Genomic DNA, 18,244 nt, shown 5'->3' with positions numbered 1-18,244 from the left:
AAAGTTTTCGCAGAGCCTGGTTCACCCAATTGCTCGGCAGTAAATGATGTAAAACAAGATCCAGATTCATATCTCACAAGCGGTCATCACCCCCTGTCAGATCAGGCCAACGAACTAGTCAAAATGGCGCTTTTCCAGATCAGCTTCGTCTTGACCCGATCCGCAGATCAGCGGAGGTGTTGATTGCGCACGACCTATAGAAGAATAGGTCGTGCGCCCCACCCTGGCTTAGAAACGAACTGTCAGCTGCGCGCCAAAGACACGGCCTTTGGTCAACGGCGAGAAAGTGCCCCCCAGTGGGGCAGGCCCAAGCGTCGCCGGCAATTGGCCGTCGGTGCCGTGCAATACTGAATCGAGGAGGTTGCGCCCGTAGAAACCCAGCTCCCAGGGCGCACCATGTGGCCGGATGTCAATTCCGATATCGAGTATTTCCTGGTCGAGGATGAAACCAAGATTGTTATCTGTGAAGGCAGATTCATCACGATAAGCATAGTTCATCCGTGATGACACCTCGCCCCAACTCCCAAGCTCCATGTCATGAACCAACCCAACCGAATAGGTCAGCTCGGGCGCTCGTGGAAGATCCAGCGCTTCGTCTGCAGCGTTCACAACGCCGTCACCATTGAGATCGAACTGAACATTAGAGTATTGTGCATCAAGCAAACCCAGCGAAAGATCGAAGACAAGAGAGTCAGTCACCTGGAATAACGCTTCGAATTCAGCCCCGGTCAGATCTGCGTCTGCTGTGTTTCGGATCAGCTGGACAATACCGACAACCGGATCGGTCAGCTGAATTTCCCGCTGCAAATCCTGAATGCTGTTCTGGAACAAGGCGACATTAAACCGACCACGGTCCCATTCAGACTTTAGGCCCACTTCGAAACTGTCTACCTGCTCCTGGTCAAATGGACCCGGACCAAAATTCACCGTATCGACGGCTGAATTTCTGAGGTTATAGCCACCGGATCTGAACCCTCGGGTCCAATGACCATAGAGGCGGACATTATCATTTAGGATATAGTTCAAACCGATTTTGGGAGAAAAGCTGTCCCATTCTTCGGAGTCACTAAAGTCAAAGGCGCATGTGCCTTCCACAACATTACAAGGTGAGTTCACATTCAAGGAAAGTGTCGCCACCTGAACTGACTTCTCTTCAGCCGTGTAGCGCAATCCAGCCGTGAGCTCGAGCTTATCAGTCAAGGCATAATCGGCCGACATGAACGCTCCGACGGACTCAACGGAATAGTCACCCCCGCCATCTTGGGTCAGCGCGCCGCCAAAGATGCTCCGCCCTTCATAGTATTTGAGATCATTTTGGTAATAATAAATACCCGCAACAATATCTAAAGCGTCACCAAAAGTGCCTGCATATCGAAGCTCGTTACTGATTTGCTCGGACCGAATCTGGAATGTCCCATCAAATAGCGTAGCCGGTTGGGCATCAAGATCAGATAGTGTGTCTTGTTCCAGATCCCGATAGCCGAGAATATTTGTTATTTTACCATTCTCGCCAACAGAGAGGTTAAACTCGGCTGTCGCGAAATGGGTCTCGACTTCGACGAAACCCTTATTATCGATACTGAAGTCAAAACTGTCACGGTCAAAGTTGACAGGCGAACCAGGCACACCTGACCCGTTGGTATGAGACTGAGCTGCCGGCCCATCGCCATCAATGCTCGAATACTCATACCGCAAGATCACCTCCGAGCGGTCGCTTGGTGTCCAGACAACCGTCGGCCTGAGAAAGAACTGCTCTCTCGCTCCAAAGTCTGAATCGTCAAAACTGTTGGTAAACCAGCCCTGATCATCGTTGTAGTAAGCGGTAATCTTAAACCCTAAGTCCTCGGAAACCGGACCGCCGGTAGACGCTTTGAGGTATGAGTTCAAACTGCCATTCTCACCGCCATCGATGGCCAATTGCCCAACCGTTTCCCACTCTGACCCAGGCTTCTTCGTATTCAGTAGAACCGCACCACCCGTTACATTTCGTCCAAACAGCGTGCCCTGTGGACCGCGCAGCACTTGCACACTCTCCAAGTCAAAAACATCGAAGACGACACCAGCATTTGTACCGATGAATACACCATTCACAAAAGTCCCGACGGTTGGATCAATCGATGGGATAGAGCTGTTAATTCCCAATCCACGAATAGAGAAGTTTGCAGTACCTGGTACCGTGCCGACATCGTCAAACGAAACATTTGGTACGCCCACCGTTAAATCGGTCAGACTACGCACCTTCTTCGCCTCTAACTGGGCCGCGCCAAGAGCACTGACTGAGAGTGGCACATCCTGAAGCCGCTCATCGCGTTTGCGCGCGGTAACTGTAACGGTATCAAGCAGAATCGATGCCTCTGAACTCTCTTCAGCTTCTGCGTCATTATCCCCCTCTGTCTGTGCGCTGGTAATTGGTGCTGTAATCGCCAAGACAACAGCTAACGCGGTCATCGCCCCAATGCGACGCGGGCTGCTTGTATCGCTCTTCTGAATGGACAAAACTGTTCTCCCTACGCTCGGATCGCACGAAAAACAAAAGCCAGCGGCGCCGAGCAAATCTTATTATTATTTTTGGGCGTTTCGAAATGAGCATTCCTCAAAACGAAGTCGCCTAGTTTAGGCTTAACCAAACCGCTCTCTCAATTGGGGCAATTCTTTTGGTCAATTAAATCCGAAGGAGTTGTCAGCGGAACTTGCTCTTAATGACCGCGATCTAGCATCGCTGAATGACCAAATGGTATTGTCAGACTAAATCCGCTTGAGGTTGCCCTGCCCCGGATTTAGATTTGACAGTATGTCGAAAAATCCATTCCGCTACTTCAATACATCCCCCGAGATCATTCGCTTGGCGGTAATGATGTATGTTAGATTCCCCTCTCGCTTCGGAATGTTGAAGACCTTCTCCACGAGCGGGGCATCGAAGTTTGTCATGAAAGTGTGCGTCATTGGTGGAACCGATTTGGGCCAATGTTTGCGTCTGAAATCAGGAAGAAGCGCTCGCAAACCATGCGCCAAAGTCCGCAATGGCGCTGGCACTTGGATGAGGTCTTCGTGAAGATCAATGGCAAGCAACATTATCTTTGGCGCGCGGTCGATCACGAAGGTGAGGTGCTGGAAAGCTACGTCACGAAACGCAGAGATCGTAAGGCGGCATTGAGATTCCTGAAGAAGGCGATGAAACGATACGGCAATCCGGAGATCATTGTTACGGATCGCCTAGCGTCGTATCGAGCGGCTATGGAGGTGATTGGAAACGAGGACCGTCAAGAAGTTGGCCGGCACAGGAATAACCGCGCTGAAAACTCCCACTTACCGTTCCGAAGGCGAGAAAGAGCGATGCTACGTTTTAGGCAGATGCGAAGTCTACAGAAATTCGTCTCAGTCCACTCCTCCGTCCACAACCATTTCAATCACCAGAGAAACATCGAACGCAGAACCAGATTCAAAACCCTTCGACACGCCGCCCTACTCGAATGGCGCCAACTTCTCGCTGCCTAAGTCACAGATACAAAATGGCTGCTAGAGACCAGTTCGCATTAGACTGACAGCACCGCCACTTATCTTCAGAATAGCTTTTAATCTCAAAGGGTTGCGCCCTTACGTTCAGCACGAACCCCACTTTTAACCCCACCTTACTCTAGTATATGCATACGCAAGCAGGTGCTGTCAGTCTAATGCGAACCGGTCTCCAGCATCGCGCGGAGTAGGGGCTCTTATCCAGCCAGAAGCTGGCGCCATTCGGAGAGGGCGGCGTTTCTCATCGATTTGAACGTTGAACGGTGGTTGATGTGACGATCTAAGTTGAAGTGATTATGGAACGAGGCGTGGGTCGACGCGAATTTCTGGAGGTTGGACATTCGCCTGAATCTCGACATGGCCCGCTCTCGTCGTCGGAAGAGCAGGTGGCTGTTCTCTGCTCTATTATTGAGATGACGACCGACCTCCTGGCGGCCTTTGTTGCCGATCTCTTTCATTGCGGCCCAGTAGGAGCATAATCGGTCGGTGATGATGACCTTAGGAGCGCCGTATCGTTTCATCGCTTTCCTCAAAAATGTAAGTGCAGCCTGCTTATCCCGGGTCTTCGTCACGTAGCTTTCCAACACCTCACCTTCGTGGTCGACAGCGCGCCAGAAGTAGTGCTGGGCACCATTAATCTTCACAAAGACCTCGTCGAGGTGCCATTGCCATTGAGTGTGTTGGCGCATGTAGGAGGCGCGCTTCGTTCGGATCTTTCCAGCGAAGATCGGACCAAACCGATCCACCCAAGTCCTCACGCTTTCATGGCAGATATCGATGCCACGCTCATGCAGCAGGTCTTCGACATTTCGGAGCGACAGCGGAAACCGGACATACATCATCACCGCGAGTTGGGTGATCTCGCGCGATGTCTTGAAATAGCGGAACGGATTTTGGCTCATGGAAATCGATTAGATCGATTCAAATCAACCGGGCAGGGCGGTTTACGCTGACAATTCCCTCCAACCAGACCAGAGGCGAGTCGACCCGTGAGCCATGCACATAGCGGCGCAGCACATTATTGCTGCCATCCAGTTCCATAACCAGAGCATCGCCATCATAGACAAAACGTGTCGTAACCCCATTCACCACTGTCTCAAACAAACGGCCATTGGGATCATAAGTCAGGCTCGCCGTATCCCCCCCACTAATAGAGGCCGGACAGCCAAAACAAAAATTATCCAAATAATTACCGCGATGATCCGTTAATACTGTAATCATTTATTTTATATAATATCACCACACCACCTGACATCAAGCTGTAATCGCCACTTACTGACACAGTATATCCCTCAAATTCTGTTAAATCATTTTCCATTCTGAATTTAATATCAGATATTCTGAATGATAAATTACTGTTATCTACGCTCTCTATATAGTAACTAACACCATCAATAATTACAATACCTTGAGAAGAACAAGATCCGTTCTTTGAGTACCTTTTAGGGTTTTGCACCACATCATAACAGTCAACATCATGCCCTATATATTTAGCACACGAAGAAGAAAAAAGTAAGACCGCAATTATAGAGTATCTAAACATAACAATCACTTATCCGGAGCAATAAAGAATGATCTACCTCTTGATGTGTATCTATAGTTGTCAGTCACAACAAGCACAACAGGCGCGCCGCTAATATTAGAAAGATCCTGACCTTGATTTATACCATTAACTACCATTACCTCAAACTCATCATCATTACCGAAAGAATCGTCCCCATATACCATTGTGACTGTCACAAGGTTGACATGGCCCTCTCCCCAATCACCTGATTTCTGTGCACCTCCAACATTAGGCATCCCGCGTCCAGGGAAAACACTGTAGTTACCCTGGCCTGCCTGATCTGACTGGCCCAACCGTAATGTTAGGATCGACGGCTGGTTCATAGCGGCGTTCATGCCGCCTCCAACCTATAAGGCGGCATGAAGGTCGCGGGCAAGATGGTTCTTGGTGCGGGTGGTTTATAGCCCAGCGATGAGTGTGGTCTGGCGGTGTTGTAGAACAGTCTCCAGTTTTCGATCAGCACCTGCGCCTCGCGTAGGTCATAGAAGATTTCACGCGCCAGCAACTCGTCCCGAAGTTTTGAGTTGAAGCTCTCGCAGTAGCCATTTTCCCAAGGTGATCCTGGCTCTATGTAGAGCGTCCTGACATCCAGTGCCTCCAGCCATTCGCGTAAAGCGGTGGCGATAAATTCTGGTCCATTGTCGGATCGGATATGCTCCGGCGGGCCGTGTTCAAGGAACAGCTCGCCGAGTGTGTCTAGAACATCCCGAGAGTTCAGTCGGCGTTCGACACGGATCGCCAGGCACTCTCTTGTAAACTCATCGATGACGCAGAGCATGCGAAAGACTTTGCCGTCATGCGTCCTGTCCTGGACGAAATCATAGGACCAGACGTGGCCTTTGTGAGCGGGTCTCAGACGGACGCATGATCCATCGTTCAACCAGAGCCGCCCGCGCTTGGGCTGCTTCTGCGGGACTTTCAGCCCTTCACGTCGCCAGATGCGATAGACACGGCCCGTGCTAACAGACCAGCCTGCTTCTCGAAGCAAGGCTGTGATCCGGCGATAGCCATATCGGCCAAACCGCTCCGCGAGGGATATAATGGCCGCTGTCAGTGCGCCTTCATCATGCCGAGGTGTCTTCTCGCGTCTTTGTGTCGAGCGATGCTGGCCAACCACGCGGCAGGCCCGGCGCACTGAGACGCCGAGCTTGTCCACCACGTGATCGACCGCAACGCGTTTACGTGAAGGGCTTAGTACTTTCCCCGGACAACCTCCTGAAGGATTTGATTATCCAGTGTGAGATCGGAGACGGCCCGTCGCAATCGAGCGTTCTCCTTCTCGATCTCCTTCATCCGCTTGGCCTGGCCTACACGCAGGCCGCCATACTCTTTGCGCCAGCGGTAGAATGTCTGCTCGGTCACACCGATCGCGCGCACAGCTTGCGCAATCGTTTCGCCCTGACTCAGGCGCACTTCAACTTCGCGCAGTTTTGCAATGATCTCTTCAGGCTTGGCTCTCTTGCCCATGATTCAACTCCAGTTTGGAGCCGATCCTCTCTCAAACTATGGGCCAGTTTTTCTGGGGCAGACCAACAGCACCGCCACTCAGTCTGAGGTTTTTCAGGGAATTTTCCACTCAGTGAAATAGTCTCGACATTTCCGAGACTTGTACGGTTACGGCCGTGGTTTTCGTCTCCATTTGTCAGATTTACGTGCCTCAAACATCCACAATCCGGAGAAAGTCTCTTTGCTCCAAAGATTTAGGACAGGTTCAGGCAAGTCTTTGCAGTACCCCTGTTAAAGCTCAGTTCACAGGAAATTTCGTCCAAAAAAGCTTCCTGGATATTGTTACGCGGGAACTCTCAATGGAACCGAAATTGATACTTGTGGCGTCGATTTTCGGCAGCTCCAACCAAGCAAAACTTGCACAAATTAAATGCGAAAAAATTATACGATCATCATTAAAAAAGATATCAATTACCCGAATTTACTTATATAATAATATATAAATAGAAATAAAAAACATATTATAAATATAATTACTAAATAAAGATTATTGTATGCGCAGAATTTATAATACAATATAATATATTTTTGTATATAGTAAAAAAACATTGATGTTAAAACCAGAAGTGTTCTAAGAAAATTATTGGTGTATATAAAGACCGGGTATCCTCTAAATGAAACCTCATATGATTGCGTTTGCATCGATAGTGCTAGCTGCGTGTGGCGGGGGCGGCGGTGGCAGCACTGCCCCAACACCACCTCCGACAGCAAATACTACACCGACTGCAGAGGCTGGCGCTGATATAAACGCAAGCCTGTCTTCTAATGGTATATCTCTTGATGGCTCGACCAGCAGTGACCAGGACGGCGATACACTCAGTTTTGCCTGGACGGTGGTATCCCAACCAAACGGATCGTCTGCGACAATCGACAATGCAAATTCGGCAACGCCAACGCTGCAAACTTTGGTGCCTGGGGATTATGCCGTTGAACTTACCGTAACAGATGGGCGAGGCGGATCGTCCTCTGACACTCTTCTGCTCAGTCTCCAAAATGATGCGCCGATCGTTTCGATAGACACAGTTGAAACCAATCTTGCGATCGGAGAATCTGTGACCCTCAATCCAACTGGTTCGAGTGACCCAAATGGCCATGCACTCACTTATTCCTGGACAGTGTCTTCTGCGCCCCCTTCATCGAACCTTGTGGCATCCTTTAATGGTCCTGTTCCAGAGGTCGCGTTTGACGCAATTGGGCGCTTTGACGTTTTGGTAGACGTTACGGACGGATACGCAACGACTTCAGAAACGCTTACTTTCGAAGTGACAGAATTTGTGCAGAGCAGCATTGCGCCAGGTTTCACCTATCTTGAGACAGATGCGCAAGGCGACCTCGTCGCGATTGCGGAGGAGCAAATCGTTCGTACAATTGATGCAAACGGCGCGACTTTAGATACGTTCAATCTTTCGAAAACAGTCACGAGTCTCGCTGTTTCGCCGAACGGTTCTTGGATCGGCGCGGCGCACTTAGACGCCATATCCGCCATAAGAGTAAGTGATGGTGTGATCTTTGGCCCGTGGGATGTTTCGATTCAACCAGGGGACATCATAACGGGAAATGATGGCGTCGTTCATACCTTCCCACAAACGGGTCAATGGGTTCAGGCGCTAAGTGTCAATCCGCAAAGCGGCTTAGAAACATCGAGTTCAGGTGGATCTATCCGGCACCAGACGATTGCGAAGTTACATCCTGACGGAACTAAAGCCTATGGCGCGAATACCGATTTGTCTCCCAGCGATATCGAACGCTATGATCTCACAAATGGTTCCTTGGATGTGTCTTATGACTCGCCATATCACGGCGAATATCCATTCAGCGGCAATCTATGGATCGCTGAGAATGGCGAGATGATCCTGGCTGCGAGTGGCGTTGTTGTTCGATCGACTGATACTCAATCCACCGACATGACATTTATTATGCAACTGGACCTACAAGGTGAAATTCTTCATGCTTCTTATAGTTCCACAAGTGATCAATGGTACTTGGTCGAGCGCTCCGCCAGCAACAGCGTGTTGAATGTTTATGATGGCAGTAGCGGGCGGTTTTTGTCCTCTGTTCAGCTGCCGGAACTAATTTCCGGTTCTGGCGCTACGACGGTGCCAACGCATGTCGTGTCTGACCCGACCACAAAAACGATAAAAATATTTGCAATTGATCATCCAACGAACCCACAAAACTTCGCCGTTTTCAAGCGCGGTTTCGTTGATCGAGATCTACTGGATTTTCCACCAGATGTCACGGTTCCGACGAGTGTAGCTGGACGGGTGGGTAGCACGATCGTAGTCGACGCAAGCGGGAGTTCGGATCCTGAGGGCGCGGATCTTCAATTCTCTTGGACCCTCGACAGCGAACCAAACATGAGTTCAATCATACTTTCGGATACGCAAAACGCTTCGATCGAGTTCAGGCCATTGGTTCCAGGCGATTATGTGTTCTCACTCATCGTATCTGATGGTGAGAGAGCTGCAGCGCCGGTGACAATCTCTGTTCGCGTGGTTGAGCCCGGCGATGGGTTGCAATTTAGACTCCTCGGATCGCCTCCCGACATCGTGTATAACAAAGCCAGAAATCAGATTATCTACACATCTTCAGATTCGGAGGAGCTCCGTATAGTCGATCTCGACGATTTCTCAGAGCAGGTAATCACTCTTCCCCGAATTGGTGAGCGTGTAGATGTTTCTCCCAACGGAGATTTTGCAGCTGTCTCTCATGCTGGATTAGCGAGCTTGATTGATTTGCGCAGTCCACAAGCGGTGTTGGCAGATACGCAAGACTATTCTCAGGATTGGGGGGATATCGTCGTCGATGATCGAGCGATCGCTTTCGTGATCCCGAACCGTGATCAATGGGTGGACTTTTATGCCTTTGATTTTGCCAATGATCGTGTGACATCGCGCTTCGGAGCGCGAGCCGGTACACAAGTTCGTATGCACCCTTCCGGTGGACGTGTTTACGCAGCCGATCGCGGGCTTAGCCCCAGTGATATCGAACGCTGGACGGTTGGCGACATTGATAACATCTTAGGTGTCGACTCCCGCTACCACGGCGAATACCAAATGTCTGGAAACATTTGGATTAACGAACAAGGGAATCGACTCATTGTGGCGGGAGGGCACGTTTTCCGGGCCTCAGATGATCCGAATTTGGACATGGTTTATGTCGATACCTTGGGGAATAGCATTCTTCCAGTATGGGCTGATCACTCAAGCGAAGCACAGCAATGGCTAACTGTGTCGTCCAACACGTTGTCTTTGTTAACGGATACAACATTCGAACCGACCCAAACTGTGCTCATTGAACCTTTATTCATCGATCCCGGGAATCTTGATCCGGTCATCGATAAAGCCTTCTTTTCAGACGCTGGCGACACAATCATAATTGTCGGGCATTCCGATAACGTCATGGCTGACAATTATGTGGTTCAGATAGTTAAGACCCCAAACTAGAATAACATCCCTAAGTTTGTTAGCGGCGAAGATTAGCTTGATGGGACTGTCAGGTATTGTCAGCGGAACTTAGCTTTAAGATGCCAGAGTTAGCGTCTTTGGATGAGCAAATCCCCGTTTCGCTATTTCAAAACATCGCCTGAGATCATCCAACTTGCTGTGATGATACACGTTCGGTTTCCGCTTTCATTGAGGAATGTCGAAGACCTACTCCATGAACGTGGCATCGATATCTGTCATGAAAGCGTGAGGACTTGGGTGGATCGGTTTGGTCCGATCTTGGCCGGCAAGATCCGAACGAAGCGCGCCTCCTACATGCGCCAACATACCCAGTGGCAGTGGCACTTGGATGAGGTTTTCGTCAAAATCAATGGGAAGCAGCATTATCTCTGGCGCGCCGTGGATCATGAAGGCGAAATCCTCGAGTGCTTCGTCACGAAACGGCGGGATCGCAAGGCAGCGCTCACCTTTCTGAAGAAAGCCATGAAGCGATACGGCAACCCGGAGGTCGCAGTGACCGACCGCCTAGCTTCTTATCGCGCCGCCATGAAGGTCATTCGAAATGAGGATCGCCAGGAAACCGCGTGGTGGGCAAACAACCGAGCAGAAAACTCCCACTTACCGTTCCGAAGGCGAGAAAGAGCGATGCTACGTTTTAGGCAGATGCGAAGTCTACAGAAATTCATCTCGATCCATTCCTCCGTCCACAACCATTTCAATCACCAGAGAAACATCGAACGCAGAACCAGATTCAAAACCCTTCGACACGCCGCCCTACTCGAATGGCGCCAACTTCTCGCTGCCTAAGTCACAGATACAAAATGGCTGCTAGAGACCAGTTCGCATTAGACTGACAGCACCCGACTTGAGGCGAATTTAGGTCATTTGAATAGAATAAATGAGTCTATTGCCAAAGTAGGCGAACATCTTCTGCGACACACTCCCTAGATACGATTGACGTCGTATCTTTTGTAAAGTTCCTAAGTGGTGCAGACAGGCAGTCTTTACTGGTCAGGTATGCTGCGTGTGGCGCATCGATCAACGTGATAACTTCAACCTCCGTGAACGCGCGCAACTCTTCTATCCGGCGCATCGCGCCTTCATAACTTGTTTTTGGGTCCATTGTGCCGTGAAAAACAAGGATGGGCGGTAAACTGGTTCGTGACGGTTCTATTGCTTTTGGCGCGTAAAGAGGAAACTGATTAGCCGCGAGATAAGTTGGGAGCGGGCTCGTGAACAAAAGTGATGCCGCTTCCGATGCAACCTGTTCAGTTGTCAGATCCTTCCGCGCATTAAACTCCGACCCACTCATCAAGCTCGTTAATGGGATGGACCCAACAGATTGCTCAAAGGACAGGATAGGATCGAGGAAGGCTTCATAGGTCTGTGTAACATTTTGCACTTTATCTACGACGGCCTCGTCATTGGATGCCATGGCAGCGATGATAGACGGGATCTGTACCCGAGCCGCCGGTACATCTAGAAGCATACCCAAGAATTGCCGCAGATCTCCATTAGGTACGCCTTCAAGTATTGGAAAGCTTTCACCTGAGTCAATTCTGACCAGAAGGTCTCGCAAAATATCCGTTGCATTTTGTCCAAGTGGGCAGGACGGGTCGCTCGCACAGCGGTTTAGCAGCTGCCGCCCGACACGGTCAGTCAATTGCGATCTATACCCAAGGCTTTGGTATGTATCGCTTGGAAGCGGCGTCAGTGAGTCAAGGATAATACCCGTCAGCTTAGCGTCTGTTTGTTCTGCGACAGCAAGCGAAAGAGAGGTCCCATAAGAAACACCGTAGATGAAGATGTCATCGCGTAATTGTAGTGTATCAATAATGCTGGCCACATCTTGCGCCGCATTGTTCAGATTGAAGGCATGCGCACGCGCTGTATCGGAGTAAAATTGTCCAAAGCAGCTCCCCCATTCATCGCCAACGAGACTCAACCCCCCTTCGCTTTTAGCTGTCTCTTCAGGTTCGCAGAGTTTTGTTGAATATCCAGTCCCACGATGATCTGGAATAATGATGTCATAGCTGCTGAAGGTATCTCTAAAGAATTCGACATCCGCGTAAAACGACGCTCCTGATTCACCCGGACCGCCAGCTAGAAGCAACACAGTGCCGCGTTTACTCTCAAGCGCCGGAAACTCCCGAACGAACAACGAGATTTGCGCGCCATCCTTTTCAGCATAATCAAGCGGAACAGTGATAGAGTGACATACACTCCCCGCCAGCATCTCATTCGGAGCATCGTTACAATCGACCTTACTGATCTGATCAGAGGACGATGTTGCTGATACGCATGATGACCCAACCAAGACAAAAACCATGGAGGCCAATAGACTTCTTATACGCGTGAAAATGATACACCTCTTACAGGATTGGAGCTTGCTAGAATAATGATCGAAGCCCCCTATGGCGATTTCGGTGCACGTACAAGCGTCTTACTTTGGGCGCTGCCCGCCTTTGGCTCAGAGGCTGTTGTGGGGCGAGTTTAAGCCGCTCCTAAAAAGCTTACTGATTTTGTCGGGCAGGCAAAAAAGAGGATGCCAAGCTTCAATATTGGATGTACCGAGGAAACATCGAATCCAACGATTCCTCATAAGGATCATGCGCATGAGCGGTCTCAAAAAGAAGGGTCCTGCGCGGCGTGCCCCGAAACGCGCAAGGCAACGCCAATCGTCTGAAACAATCACTCTGATCCCGAATAGTGGCCGCAGAAGCAAGCGTGATAGCTTGAAGCGATTTTTTTTCGATTGGGATGATTGAAGTGTTGTGCAGAGTGCAACAAACCTTCTGTGATCCGATTTCGATATTCACGTGCTAAGGCGGATCATGCGGAATATTCGGCCTGTCCTTTCGATTATCCTCGCCGTCTGGTTTCTACAACTTGCTGGAGGGGTGCTGAGCGTCGTTACGCCTTTGGGACTATCCGAGATGGGCACATCAACGATCGGCGTCGGAGTCGTTGCCGGTCTGCACGCGGCTGGTTTTTTGGCCGGGGCGTATTTCTCACCACGTTTGATCGGAGAAATTGGGAATATTCGCGTGTTCGCAGCAGGGGCTGCGTTAACCGCTGTCGGCGCAATCTCTCAGGGATTATGGACATCAGAGATCGGTTGGGCCGTGGTCAGATTGGTGCAAGGCGCGACCTTTGCCGGAATGTTTGCGGCAGCTGAAGCGTGGCTGGGCCGCGTTACTCCCCAACAACACCGCGGGAACGTCCTCGGCGTGTACAACGTGGCGGCGAAAGCAGCACTTCTGTCGGGACCGCTCATCATTTTGGGCATGGCACCTTTAGACCCAGAAATATATCTCTGGTGCGGCTTGTTTCTCGCGGCTGCATTGGTGCCGGTGTGTTTGACGCGTCAGCAGGAGCCACCGAAAGTCCTGTCTGAGAGATTACCGCTTTCCCGCCTTTTGAAGGTGTCCCCCTCCGCGTCCGCTGGAGTTTTCATCGCTGGATTGGTGAACTCAGGCACACTAGCTCTTTTGCCCGTGTTTGCCGCATCAGTTTCGGACGATGAGAGCGCACTGGTCATTGCAGGGATTGCATACAGCGTTGCTAATATTGGCGGGCTACTAAGCCAATGGCCCGCAGGCTTGATCTCGGATCGAATGGATAGACGCAATGTGATCGCATTCATGGCGTTCATAAGTGGTTCAGCTACGCTCGTTCTTTTCTTGCTCTCTGGATCGCTCCCAATCCTCTTTTTCTATTCACTTTTGTTTGTGTGGGGAGCCGGATCACTTTCATTTTATGGAGTTTGTATTGCGCACGGGGTCGATAGAGTATCCGATGAGGACATGACCCCGATGATGTCGATGCTGTTAATGGTCTGGGCGTTTGGCTCAATAGTTGGGCCGGTTCTGGCAGGACTGATTATGAGGAGCCCTCTCGGGGCATCAGGACTCTTTGCGTTTTCGACCGTCTGCCTTGGGACCCTGTTTGTTGTCATGCTCATTCGTCGGGTCGAACGAGCGCAAGTTCCGGAAGACGAGCAATCTAATTGGCAACCGAACCTACCTGCAGGTCTCCCTGGTGGCGACCTCGACCCAAGAACGTGAACGCCCTCTCTAAATTTTTTGTAACCCATCTAATTTCGATTGCCGCGACTCTAATTAGGGAAGAAAATACGTTTGCCCTAGATGGTCAAAGGGCGCTCGCGTTTCGGTCAAGAGACGCAATTAAAGGCATAATGCCATGGTTGACTTCAAACCAAACACCGAAAAACAAAAACCTCAATCCGTAGGCAAAGTTGGCGACAAGAAGTCGTCGGCGACGAAGACGGGAAAACCGTCGAAGCCTGGCACCGTCAAAAAGTAACGGGCTAAAAAGTGCTACCCCGAACCGCGGTTCGGGGTAGCTTTTTGTGCGGGCCATTTATTGGAGTATCTGATTAGATCGTTTTGGACATTAGTGTCCTCGCGCAAACAAGCGGCGCCCACGCTTTTCTTCGATTATGATAGGCGCCACTTGATGCCGTGAGGGTTGGTGAACAACAGGGCCAATTGTGAAATGACGATAGTCACATGTCAGCTCTACACCAGTTTCAATGTCGCAAAGTGCGACGCCAAGTTCTGGATCGCTGAAATCGGTATTTGGCAGATCTGAGTGGTTCATAAATCGACCTTCGTCGGAGTCTAGAACCATCATGCGTGGGTCGCTTGGATGGGCATATGTATAGCGTTCCAAGAACTCTTTGATGTGGTCCGGTTGGCGCCCGATATAGTCGGCGGAGAACACCTGGTCGAACTCAGGATCAAACTTCCAGACGATCTCGCCCTTGCGAATGGGTTCGGTCGCAAATACCCCCAGACCCTCAATCTGCGAGGGTGCGAGGTAACACCGCACAGTCATCATGCGGACTCTCCATTGTTAGAATGCGCCGGCCGCTCTCCGGACGCTACAACATGAGGAAGAACTTCCTCGCGTGAGCAGGACGCTTTTTCGGCTAAAACAGAAAACGCGATTTTGGCAAGCGGAAAGTAGCTCACAAAGATGGGCGACCGCTTTAGGGCGACTTAAGCCTCTGAGCTAATGTCTCCTTCTCTAATCGGGCTTTCGGGTCAAGCTCCATATTTTCGTCTTTGATCCGGCTCTTCGCCAAGTCTGGGTCACGCTTCTCTTCGCAGTCTGGTTGGCGCATAGCGTTGGCACCGCTGCATGCATGTGTGTGATCTTGTGTTGTGGAGCGCCTTGCTTTTGCGCGCGCTTCGTCTTCGAGCGCAGGAGACATAAACGGCGTCATCCACACACTTCGTCCAGACCAGGACGAACCGGGTGTTCGGGTGGTTTAGATCATGAGACGCCCTCCGTCTGGAATGGCGTATCAGTGATCCACATCCGGTGCAGGATCACAGCAAGCTTGCGCGCGACTGCGATGCGGGCACGCCGGACGCCCTTCGTTCGGATCAACTTCAGGCCCCAAGTCTTCAATGACGATGGTCGACCCGATACGATCAGAAGCGAGTTGGCTGCAATATAGAGCGTCGCGCGTACGTCTCTGTCACCGGCCCGGGAGATGCGTCCCGTATTATTCATCTCTCCCGATTGGAAGCGTCTCGGCGTGAGACCGAAGTGTGCCCCAACAAGTCTGGAAGACTTAAAGCGTGCTGGGTCATCGACAGCCGCTTTGAAGGAGAGGGCTGTGATCGGACCGACGCCAGGCGCCGTCATCAGAAGTTTGCAAACCGGGTCCTTCCGTGACACAGCGATGACGCGCTTCTCCATCAATCGATAAGCATCGTAGAGGTCACCCCGGACATCCAGCATGGGCAGGAGTGCAAAGGCGAGCGTATCGTCGGCCTCTATGATTGGCCGGACTTTCTCATCGAACCGAAGTCGGCTGAGACGGGATGGCAGTCTGATCCCGAACGCCTTGAACAGCCCTCGGATCTCATTCTCCAAATCGATACAACGGTTGAGGATGGCTTTTCGAGCCGCCAGCAGGGCTTTGACCTCATGGCTCTCGCGGCTCTTCATATGAACCGGGTTGTACCAGCCCGCCCGAAGAATCTGGGCGATGCCACGTGCATCCGTCTTGTCGGTTTTGTTCCGCATAGCAGACATAGCTGCTGAGACTTGGCGGGATTCCATGCAGACCACGTCAAAGCCCTCGGCTGTCAGACCATGGAATAACGCCTGGCTCATTGTACCAGCTTCAAAGCCAATTCGATCGACCGAATAGCCTTTGGTTCGGATATGATCTGAGATTGCCTCAATTTCGCAATCCAGGTTGGTCTCTTCGATCATATCACCTTCGGCACTGAGCACGCACATCGCCACTGACCGCAGTGAGACATCCAATCCAATAAACACGTTCATCGTATTCTCCTTCATGTCCGCAGCCCAATGCTACGAACCTATCAGGAGCTCGACTGGCTAACAGTCCGCCCGATTACCCATGCTTTTGCTCGCGCTTCAGCCAATCGGCGGCGCCGTTTCTAACATACCTCGTGACGGCGTTACCACATCCTGATACTTTTCTTTCATGACGAACTTTGTGTACATCGGAACAAGCTTGGATGGCTACATATCCGCATCCGATGGCGGATTAGACTGGCTAGAATTCGTACCCATTCCCGAAGGGGATGATCTTGGCTTTGCGGATTTCATGGCGCGAGTTGACGCCGTTGTTATGGGGCGCAACACCTTTGAAACGCTGATAGGATTCGGTGTTGGATGGCATTATCCAAGACCAGGTTTGATTCTGAGTTCAACGATGAATTCAGCGCCGGCCGATTTTGAGGGGCACGTCTCGTTCGCAAGCGGATCACCATCAGAAATCGTCGCCCACGCCAAATCGCTTGGGTATCAAAATCTGTACATTGATGGCGGCGTCACTGTACAGCGCTTCCTGCGTGAAGACCTGATAGACGAGATCATAATTACGCAGATCCCAATCTTACTTGGTGGTGGCAGGCACCTCTTTGGAGAACTGAACAAGCCGCTTGGTTTCGAGTTGATAGATTCGAAAATCTTGGCCGATCAACTTGTCAAACGGTGGTATCGAAGAAAACGAGATTTATCTGCTCTGGAAACAGCGAGCAATGATGCCAATCCGATGAAGCTTGAGACCAATACGAAGCTTTTTTGATTCCTACTGATGTCTGCTTTGCTCGCTTTGCAGCTCAACCCATATACTTCCCAAACCAGGCTAACATGCGCTCAGGGTTTTGGCCGAAATAGTTGTAGCCATCGAAACGGCGAGACGTGCCTTCAATCCAAAACAGCTCTTTTTCATTGCTACCCAGCAAGTCGAAGGTTTGCTGTCCATCTTCCTGCGTCGTCCATGCATCGTCGTGAACCTGTGTGATCATGGTCGGGATTTGAACAGCGCCTGCAAACAAGTGCGGGGTCATTTCCGGATTGGTGAACCCGCCGAGTTTTGTCTGCTCGAAATTCATAACATCCATATACTCACGAACCCCCTGCAGGCCGGCAAAGGTACCCATCAGAGCATCCATTGAGACAACAAGCGGGCTAAACAGACATCGCACGTCTTTGAAGAGGTCCGGGCGGCGATAGATCGCCTCATATTGCGCATTCCCTCCAGTGCACTGACTGTAAAGGCCAAGGGTCATATTTGACAGGCGTGGATGCGCATCGACATAGGCTTTGACCCCAACGCAATCGCGCCATTCATAGCGTCCGATGCCACAAATCCCACCATTCGCAGTACCAGAGTTGCCGTGATTTCTCAGATCATAAGAGAGGACATTGTACCCGGCACGAACCAGGTGCGCGAGGATCGCGACGAAATCGATCTCAAGATCATCGACATTGCTCCATGGTTCGCCCCAATGCCCGGTGAAGCCAGATCGGCTCATCGGCATAGGGTGGTTCATGATGATCAGTTTGTCAGATTCGCCGCCTGCGGCGGGCACATACCAGCCCTCTAATGGCGTGCCATCGTCTGACTGAAAGTAGATGTCCTCAAACTCGGTAATGCCATGATCGCGTGGCGTTTTGTGAACCGGCGTACGAAACGCGGGTTTGACCGCAAAAGCTGCGAGGCCTTTAACGATGGTGAGCTTGTCTTCGGGGATGTCTTTGAGTGAGGTCATGGGTGCCTGCCGGAAGTTAGAGATGTGTTATGAGACCTTGGAAGTTGGCATTTTTTGGCGGTTTCTGAATATCGCCCCCTCTCAAAAACTTGCCTAATCCTATCAAGCGTGTCCAAGTCGGTTGCGCAGGATCATAGATTAAAGCC

13 protein-coding genes and 1 pseudogene are annotated in these 18,244 nt (G+C 50.8%); 5 read left to right on the top strand and 9 right to left on the bottom strand.

Annotated features, from left to right (window positions below; all coding sequences use genetic code 11):
• Window positions 1–228 precede the first annotated feature (228 nt).
• Window positions 229–2,496: a TonB-dependent receptor gene (locus RYZ27_RS01090; protein ID WP_406680512.1), complete on the bottom strand. Its 2,268-nt coding sequence runs from the start codon at window positions 2,494–2,496 to the stop codon at window positions 229–231.
• A gap of 295 nt (window positions 2,497–2,791) precedes the next feature.
• Here RYZ27_RS01090 and RYZ27_RS01085 point away from each other — a divergent pair.
• Window positions 2,792–3,495 (top strand): annotated as a pseudogene (locus RYZ27_RS01085) (IS6 family transposase).
• Window positions 3,496–3,710: 215 nt separating this feature from the next.
• Here the strand turns inward: RYZ27_RS01085 and RYZ27_RS01080 are convergent.
• The 4 genes from RYZ27_RS01080 to RYZ27_RS01065 form a co-directional block, all read right to left on the bottom strand.
• Entirely contained in the window at window positions 3,711–4,415 is a 705-nt protein-coding gene (locus tag RYZ27_RS01080; RefSeq protein WP_406680511.1) for an IS6 family transposase, read from the bottom strand.
• Between the two features lie 19 nt (window positions 4,416–4,434).
• Window positions 4,435–4,734, bottom strand: a complete 300-nt coding sequence (locus RYZ27_RS01075; protein ID WP_406680510.1) for a hypothetical protein — start codon at window positions 4,732–4,734, stop codon at window positions 4,435–4,437.
• 327 nt (window positions 4,735–5,061) lie between these two features.
• Window positions 5,062–5,412: a hypothetical protein gene (locus RYZ27_RS01070; protein WP_406680509.1), complete on the bottom strand. Its 351-nt coding sequence runs from the start codon at window positions 5,410–5,412 to the stop codon at window positions 5,062–5,064.
• Window positions 5,409–6,544, bottom strand: a protein-coding gene (locus tag RYZ27_RS01065) for an IS3 family transposase (protein ID WP_406680508.1) whose coding sequence is annotated in 2 segments (ribosomal slippage) — window positions 5,409–6,274 and window positions 6,274–6,544 — 1,137 coding nt in all. Because the reading frame shifts where the segments join, the coding sequence is not laid out codon by codon here. Before RYZ27_RS01065 ends, RYZ27_RS01070 begins: the two co-directional genes overlap by 4 nt.
• A gap of 653 nt (window positions 6,545–7,197) precedes the next feature.
• On the opposite strand from RYZ27_RS01065, the gene RYZ27_RS01060 reads away from it, so the two are divergent.
• Window positions 7,198–10,029, top strand: a complete 2,832-nt coding sequence (locus RYZ27_RS01060) for a PKD domain-containing protein (protein ID WP_406680507.1) — start codon at window positions 7,198–7,200, stop codon at window positions 10,027–10,029.
• A 102-nt stretch (window positions 10,030–10,131) separates the two neighbouring features.
• Window positions 10,132–10,836 carry an IS6 family transposase gene (locus RYZ27_RS01055; RefSeq protein ID WP_406680506.1) on the top strand — a complete coding sequence of 235 codons (705 nt, stop codon included), beginning with the start codon at window positions 10,132–10,134 and terminating at the stop codon, window positions 10,834–10,836.
• Between the two features lie 97 nt (window positions 10,837–10,933).
• Here the strand turns inward: RYZ27_RS01055 and RYZ27_RS01050 are convergent, their stop codons facing one another.
• Complete coding sequence (locus tag RYZ27_RS01050; protein WP_406680505.1) at window positions 10,934–12,358, bottom strand: alpha/beta hydrolase; 1,425 nt, start codon at window positions 12,356–12,358, stop codon at window positions 10,934–10,936.
• A gap of 505 nt (window positions 12,359–12,863) precedes the next feature.
• Between RYZ27_RS01050 and RYZ27_RS01045 the strand changes: the two genes are divergently transcribed.
• Window positions 12,864–14,096: an MFS transporter gene (locus RYZ27_RS01045; RefSeq protein ID WP_406680504.1), complete on the top strand. Its 1,233-nt coding sequence runs from the start codon at window positions 12,864–12,866 to the stop codon at window positions 14,094–14,096.
• A 349-nt stretch (window positions 14,097–14,445) separates the two neighbouring features.
• Here the strand turns inward: RYZ27_RS01045 and RYZ27_RS01040 are convergent, their stop codons facing one another.
• Complete coding sequence (locus RYZ27_RS01040) at window positions 14,446–14,892, bottom strand: SET domain-containing protein (protein ID WP_406680503.1); 447 nt, start codon at window positions 14,890–14,892, stop codon at window positions 14,446–14,448.
• A gap of 438 nt (window positions 14,893–15,330) precedes the next feature.
• Window positions 15,331–16,356, bottom strand: coding sequence for an IS110 family transposase (locus RYZ27_RS01035; RefSeq protein ID WP_406680502.1), 1,026 nt, complete (start codon window positions 16,354–16,356; stop codon window positions 15,331–15,333).
• A 166-nt stretch (window positions 16,357–16,522) separates the two neighbouring features.
• Here RYZ27_RS01035 and RYZ27_RS01030 point away from each other — a divergent pair, with 166 nt between their 5' ends.
• Window positions 16,523–17,128: a dihydrofolate reductase family protein gene (locus RYZ27_RS01030; RefSeq protein WP_406680501.1), complete on the top strand. Its 606-nt coding sequence runs from the start codon at window positions 16,523–16,525 to the stop codon at window positions 17,126–17,128.
• 34 nt (window positions 17,129–17,162) lie between these two features.
• Here the strand turns inward: RYZ27_RS01030 and RYZ27_RS01025 are convergent, their stop codons facing one another.
• Window positions 17,163–18,098 carry an alpha/beta hydrolase family protein gene (locus RYZ27_RS01025; RefSeq protein ID WP_406680500.1) on the bottom strand — a complete coding sequence of 312 codons (936 nt, stop codon included), beginning with the start codon at window positions 18,096–18,098 and terminating at the stop codon, window positions 17,163–17,165.
• Window positions 18,099–18,244: the final 146 nt, after the last annotated feature.

The organism is Hyphomonas sp. FCG-A18, assembly GCF_045287255.1.
Lineage (GTDB): Bacteria > Pseudomonadota > Alphaproteobacteria > Caulobacterales > Hyphomonadaceae > Henriciella.
The sequence above is the reverse complement of the archived record's forward strand: the minus strand, read 5'-3'. Positions and strand labels throughout refer to the sequence as shown.

Excerpts from the sequence above, each read along its gene's own strand:
- RYZ27_RS01060 (WP_406680507.1), top strand. The coding sequence starts at position 7,198 with ATGAAACCTCATATGATTGCGTTTGCATCGATAGTGCTAGCTGCGTGT.
- RYZ27_RS01080 (WP_406680511.1), bottom strand. The coding sequence starts at position 4,415 with ATGAGCCAAAATCCGTTCCGCTATTTCAAGACATCGCGCGAGATCACC.
- RYZ27_RS01055 (WP_406680506.1), top strand. The coding sequence starts at position 10,132 with ATGAGCAAATCCCCGTTTCGCTATTTCAAAACATCGCCTGAGATCATC.
- RYZ27_RS01050 (WP_406680505.1), bottom strand. The coding sequence starts at position 12,358 with ATGGTTTTTGTCTTGGTTGGGTCATCATGCGTATCAGCAACATCGTCC.
- RYZ27_RS01070 (WP_406680509.1), bottom strand. The coding sequence starts at position 5,412 with ATGAACGCCGCTATGAACCAGCCGTCGATCCTAACATTACGGTTGGGC.
- RYZ27_RS01040 (WP_406680503.1), bottom strand. The coding sequence starts at position 14,892 with ATGATGACTGTGCGGTGTTACCTCGCACCCTCGCAGATTGAGGGTCTG.
- RYZ27_RS01030 (WP_406680501.1), top strand. The coding sequence starts at position 16,523 with ATGACGAACTTTGTGTACATCGGAACAAGCTTGGATGGCTACATATCC.
- RYZ27_RS01025 (WP_406680500.1), bottom strand. The coding sequence starts at position 18,098 with ATGACCTCACTCAAAGACATCCCCGAAGACAAGCTCACCATCGTTAAA.
- RYZ27_RS01045 (WP_406680504.1), top strand. The coding sequence starts at position 12,864 with ATGCGGAATATTCGGCCTGTCCTTTCGATTATCCTCGCCGTCTGGTTT.
- RYZ27_RS01075 (WP_406680510.1), bottom strand. The coding sequence starts at position 4,734 with ATGATTACAGTATTAACGGATCATCGCGGTAATTATTTGGATAATTTT.
- RYZ27_RS01035 (WP_406680502.1), bottom strand. The coding sequence starts at position 16,356 with ATGAACGTGTTTATTGGATTGGATGTCTCACTGCGGTCAGTGGCGATG.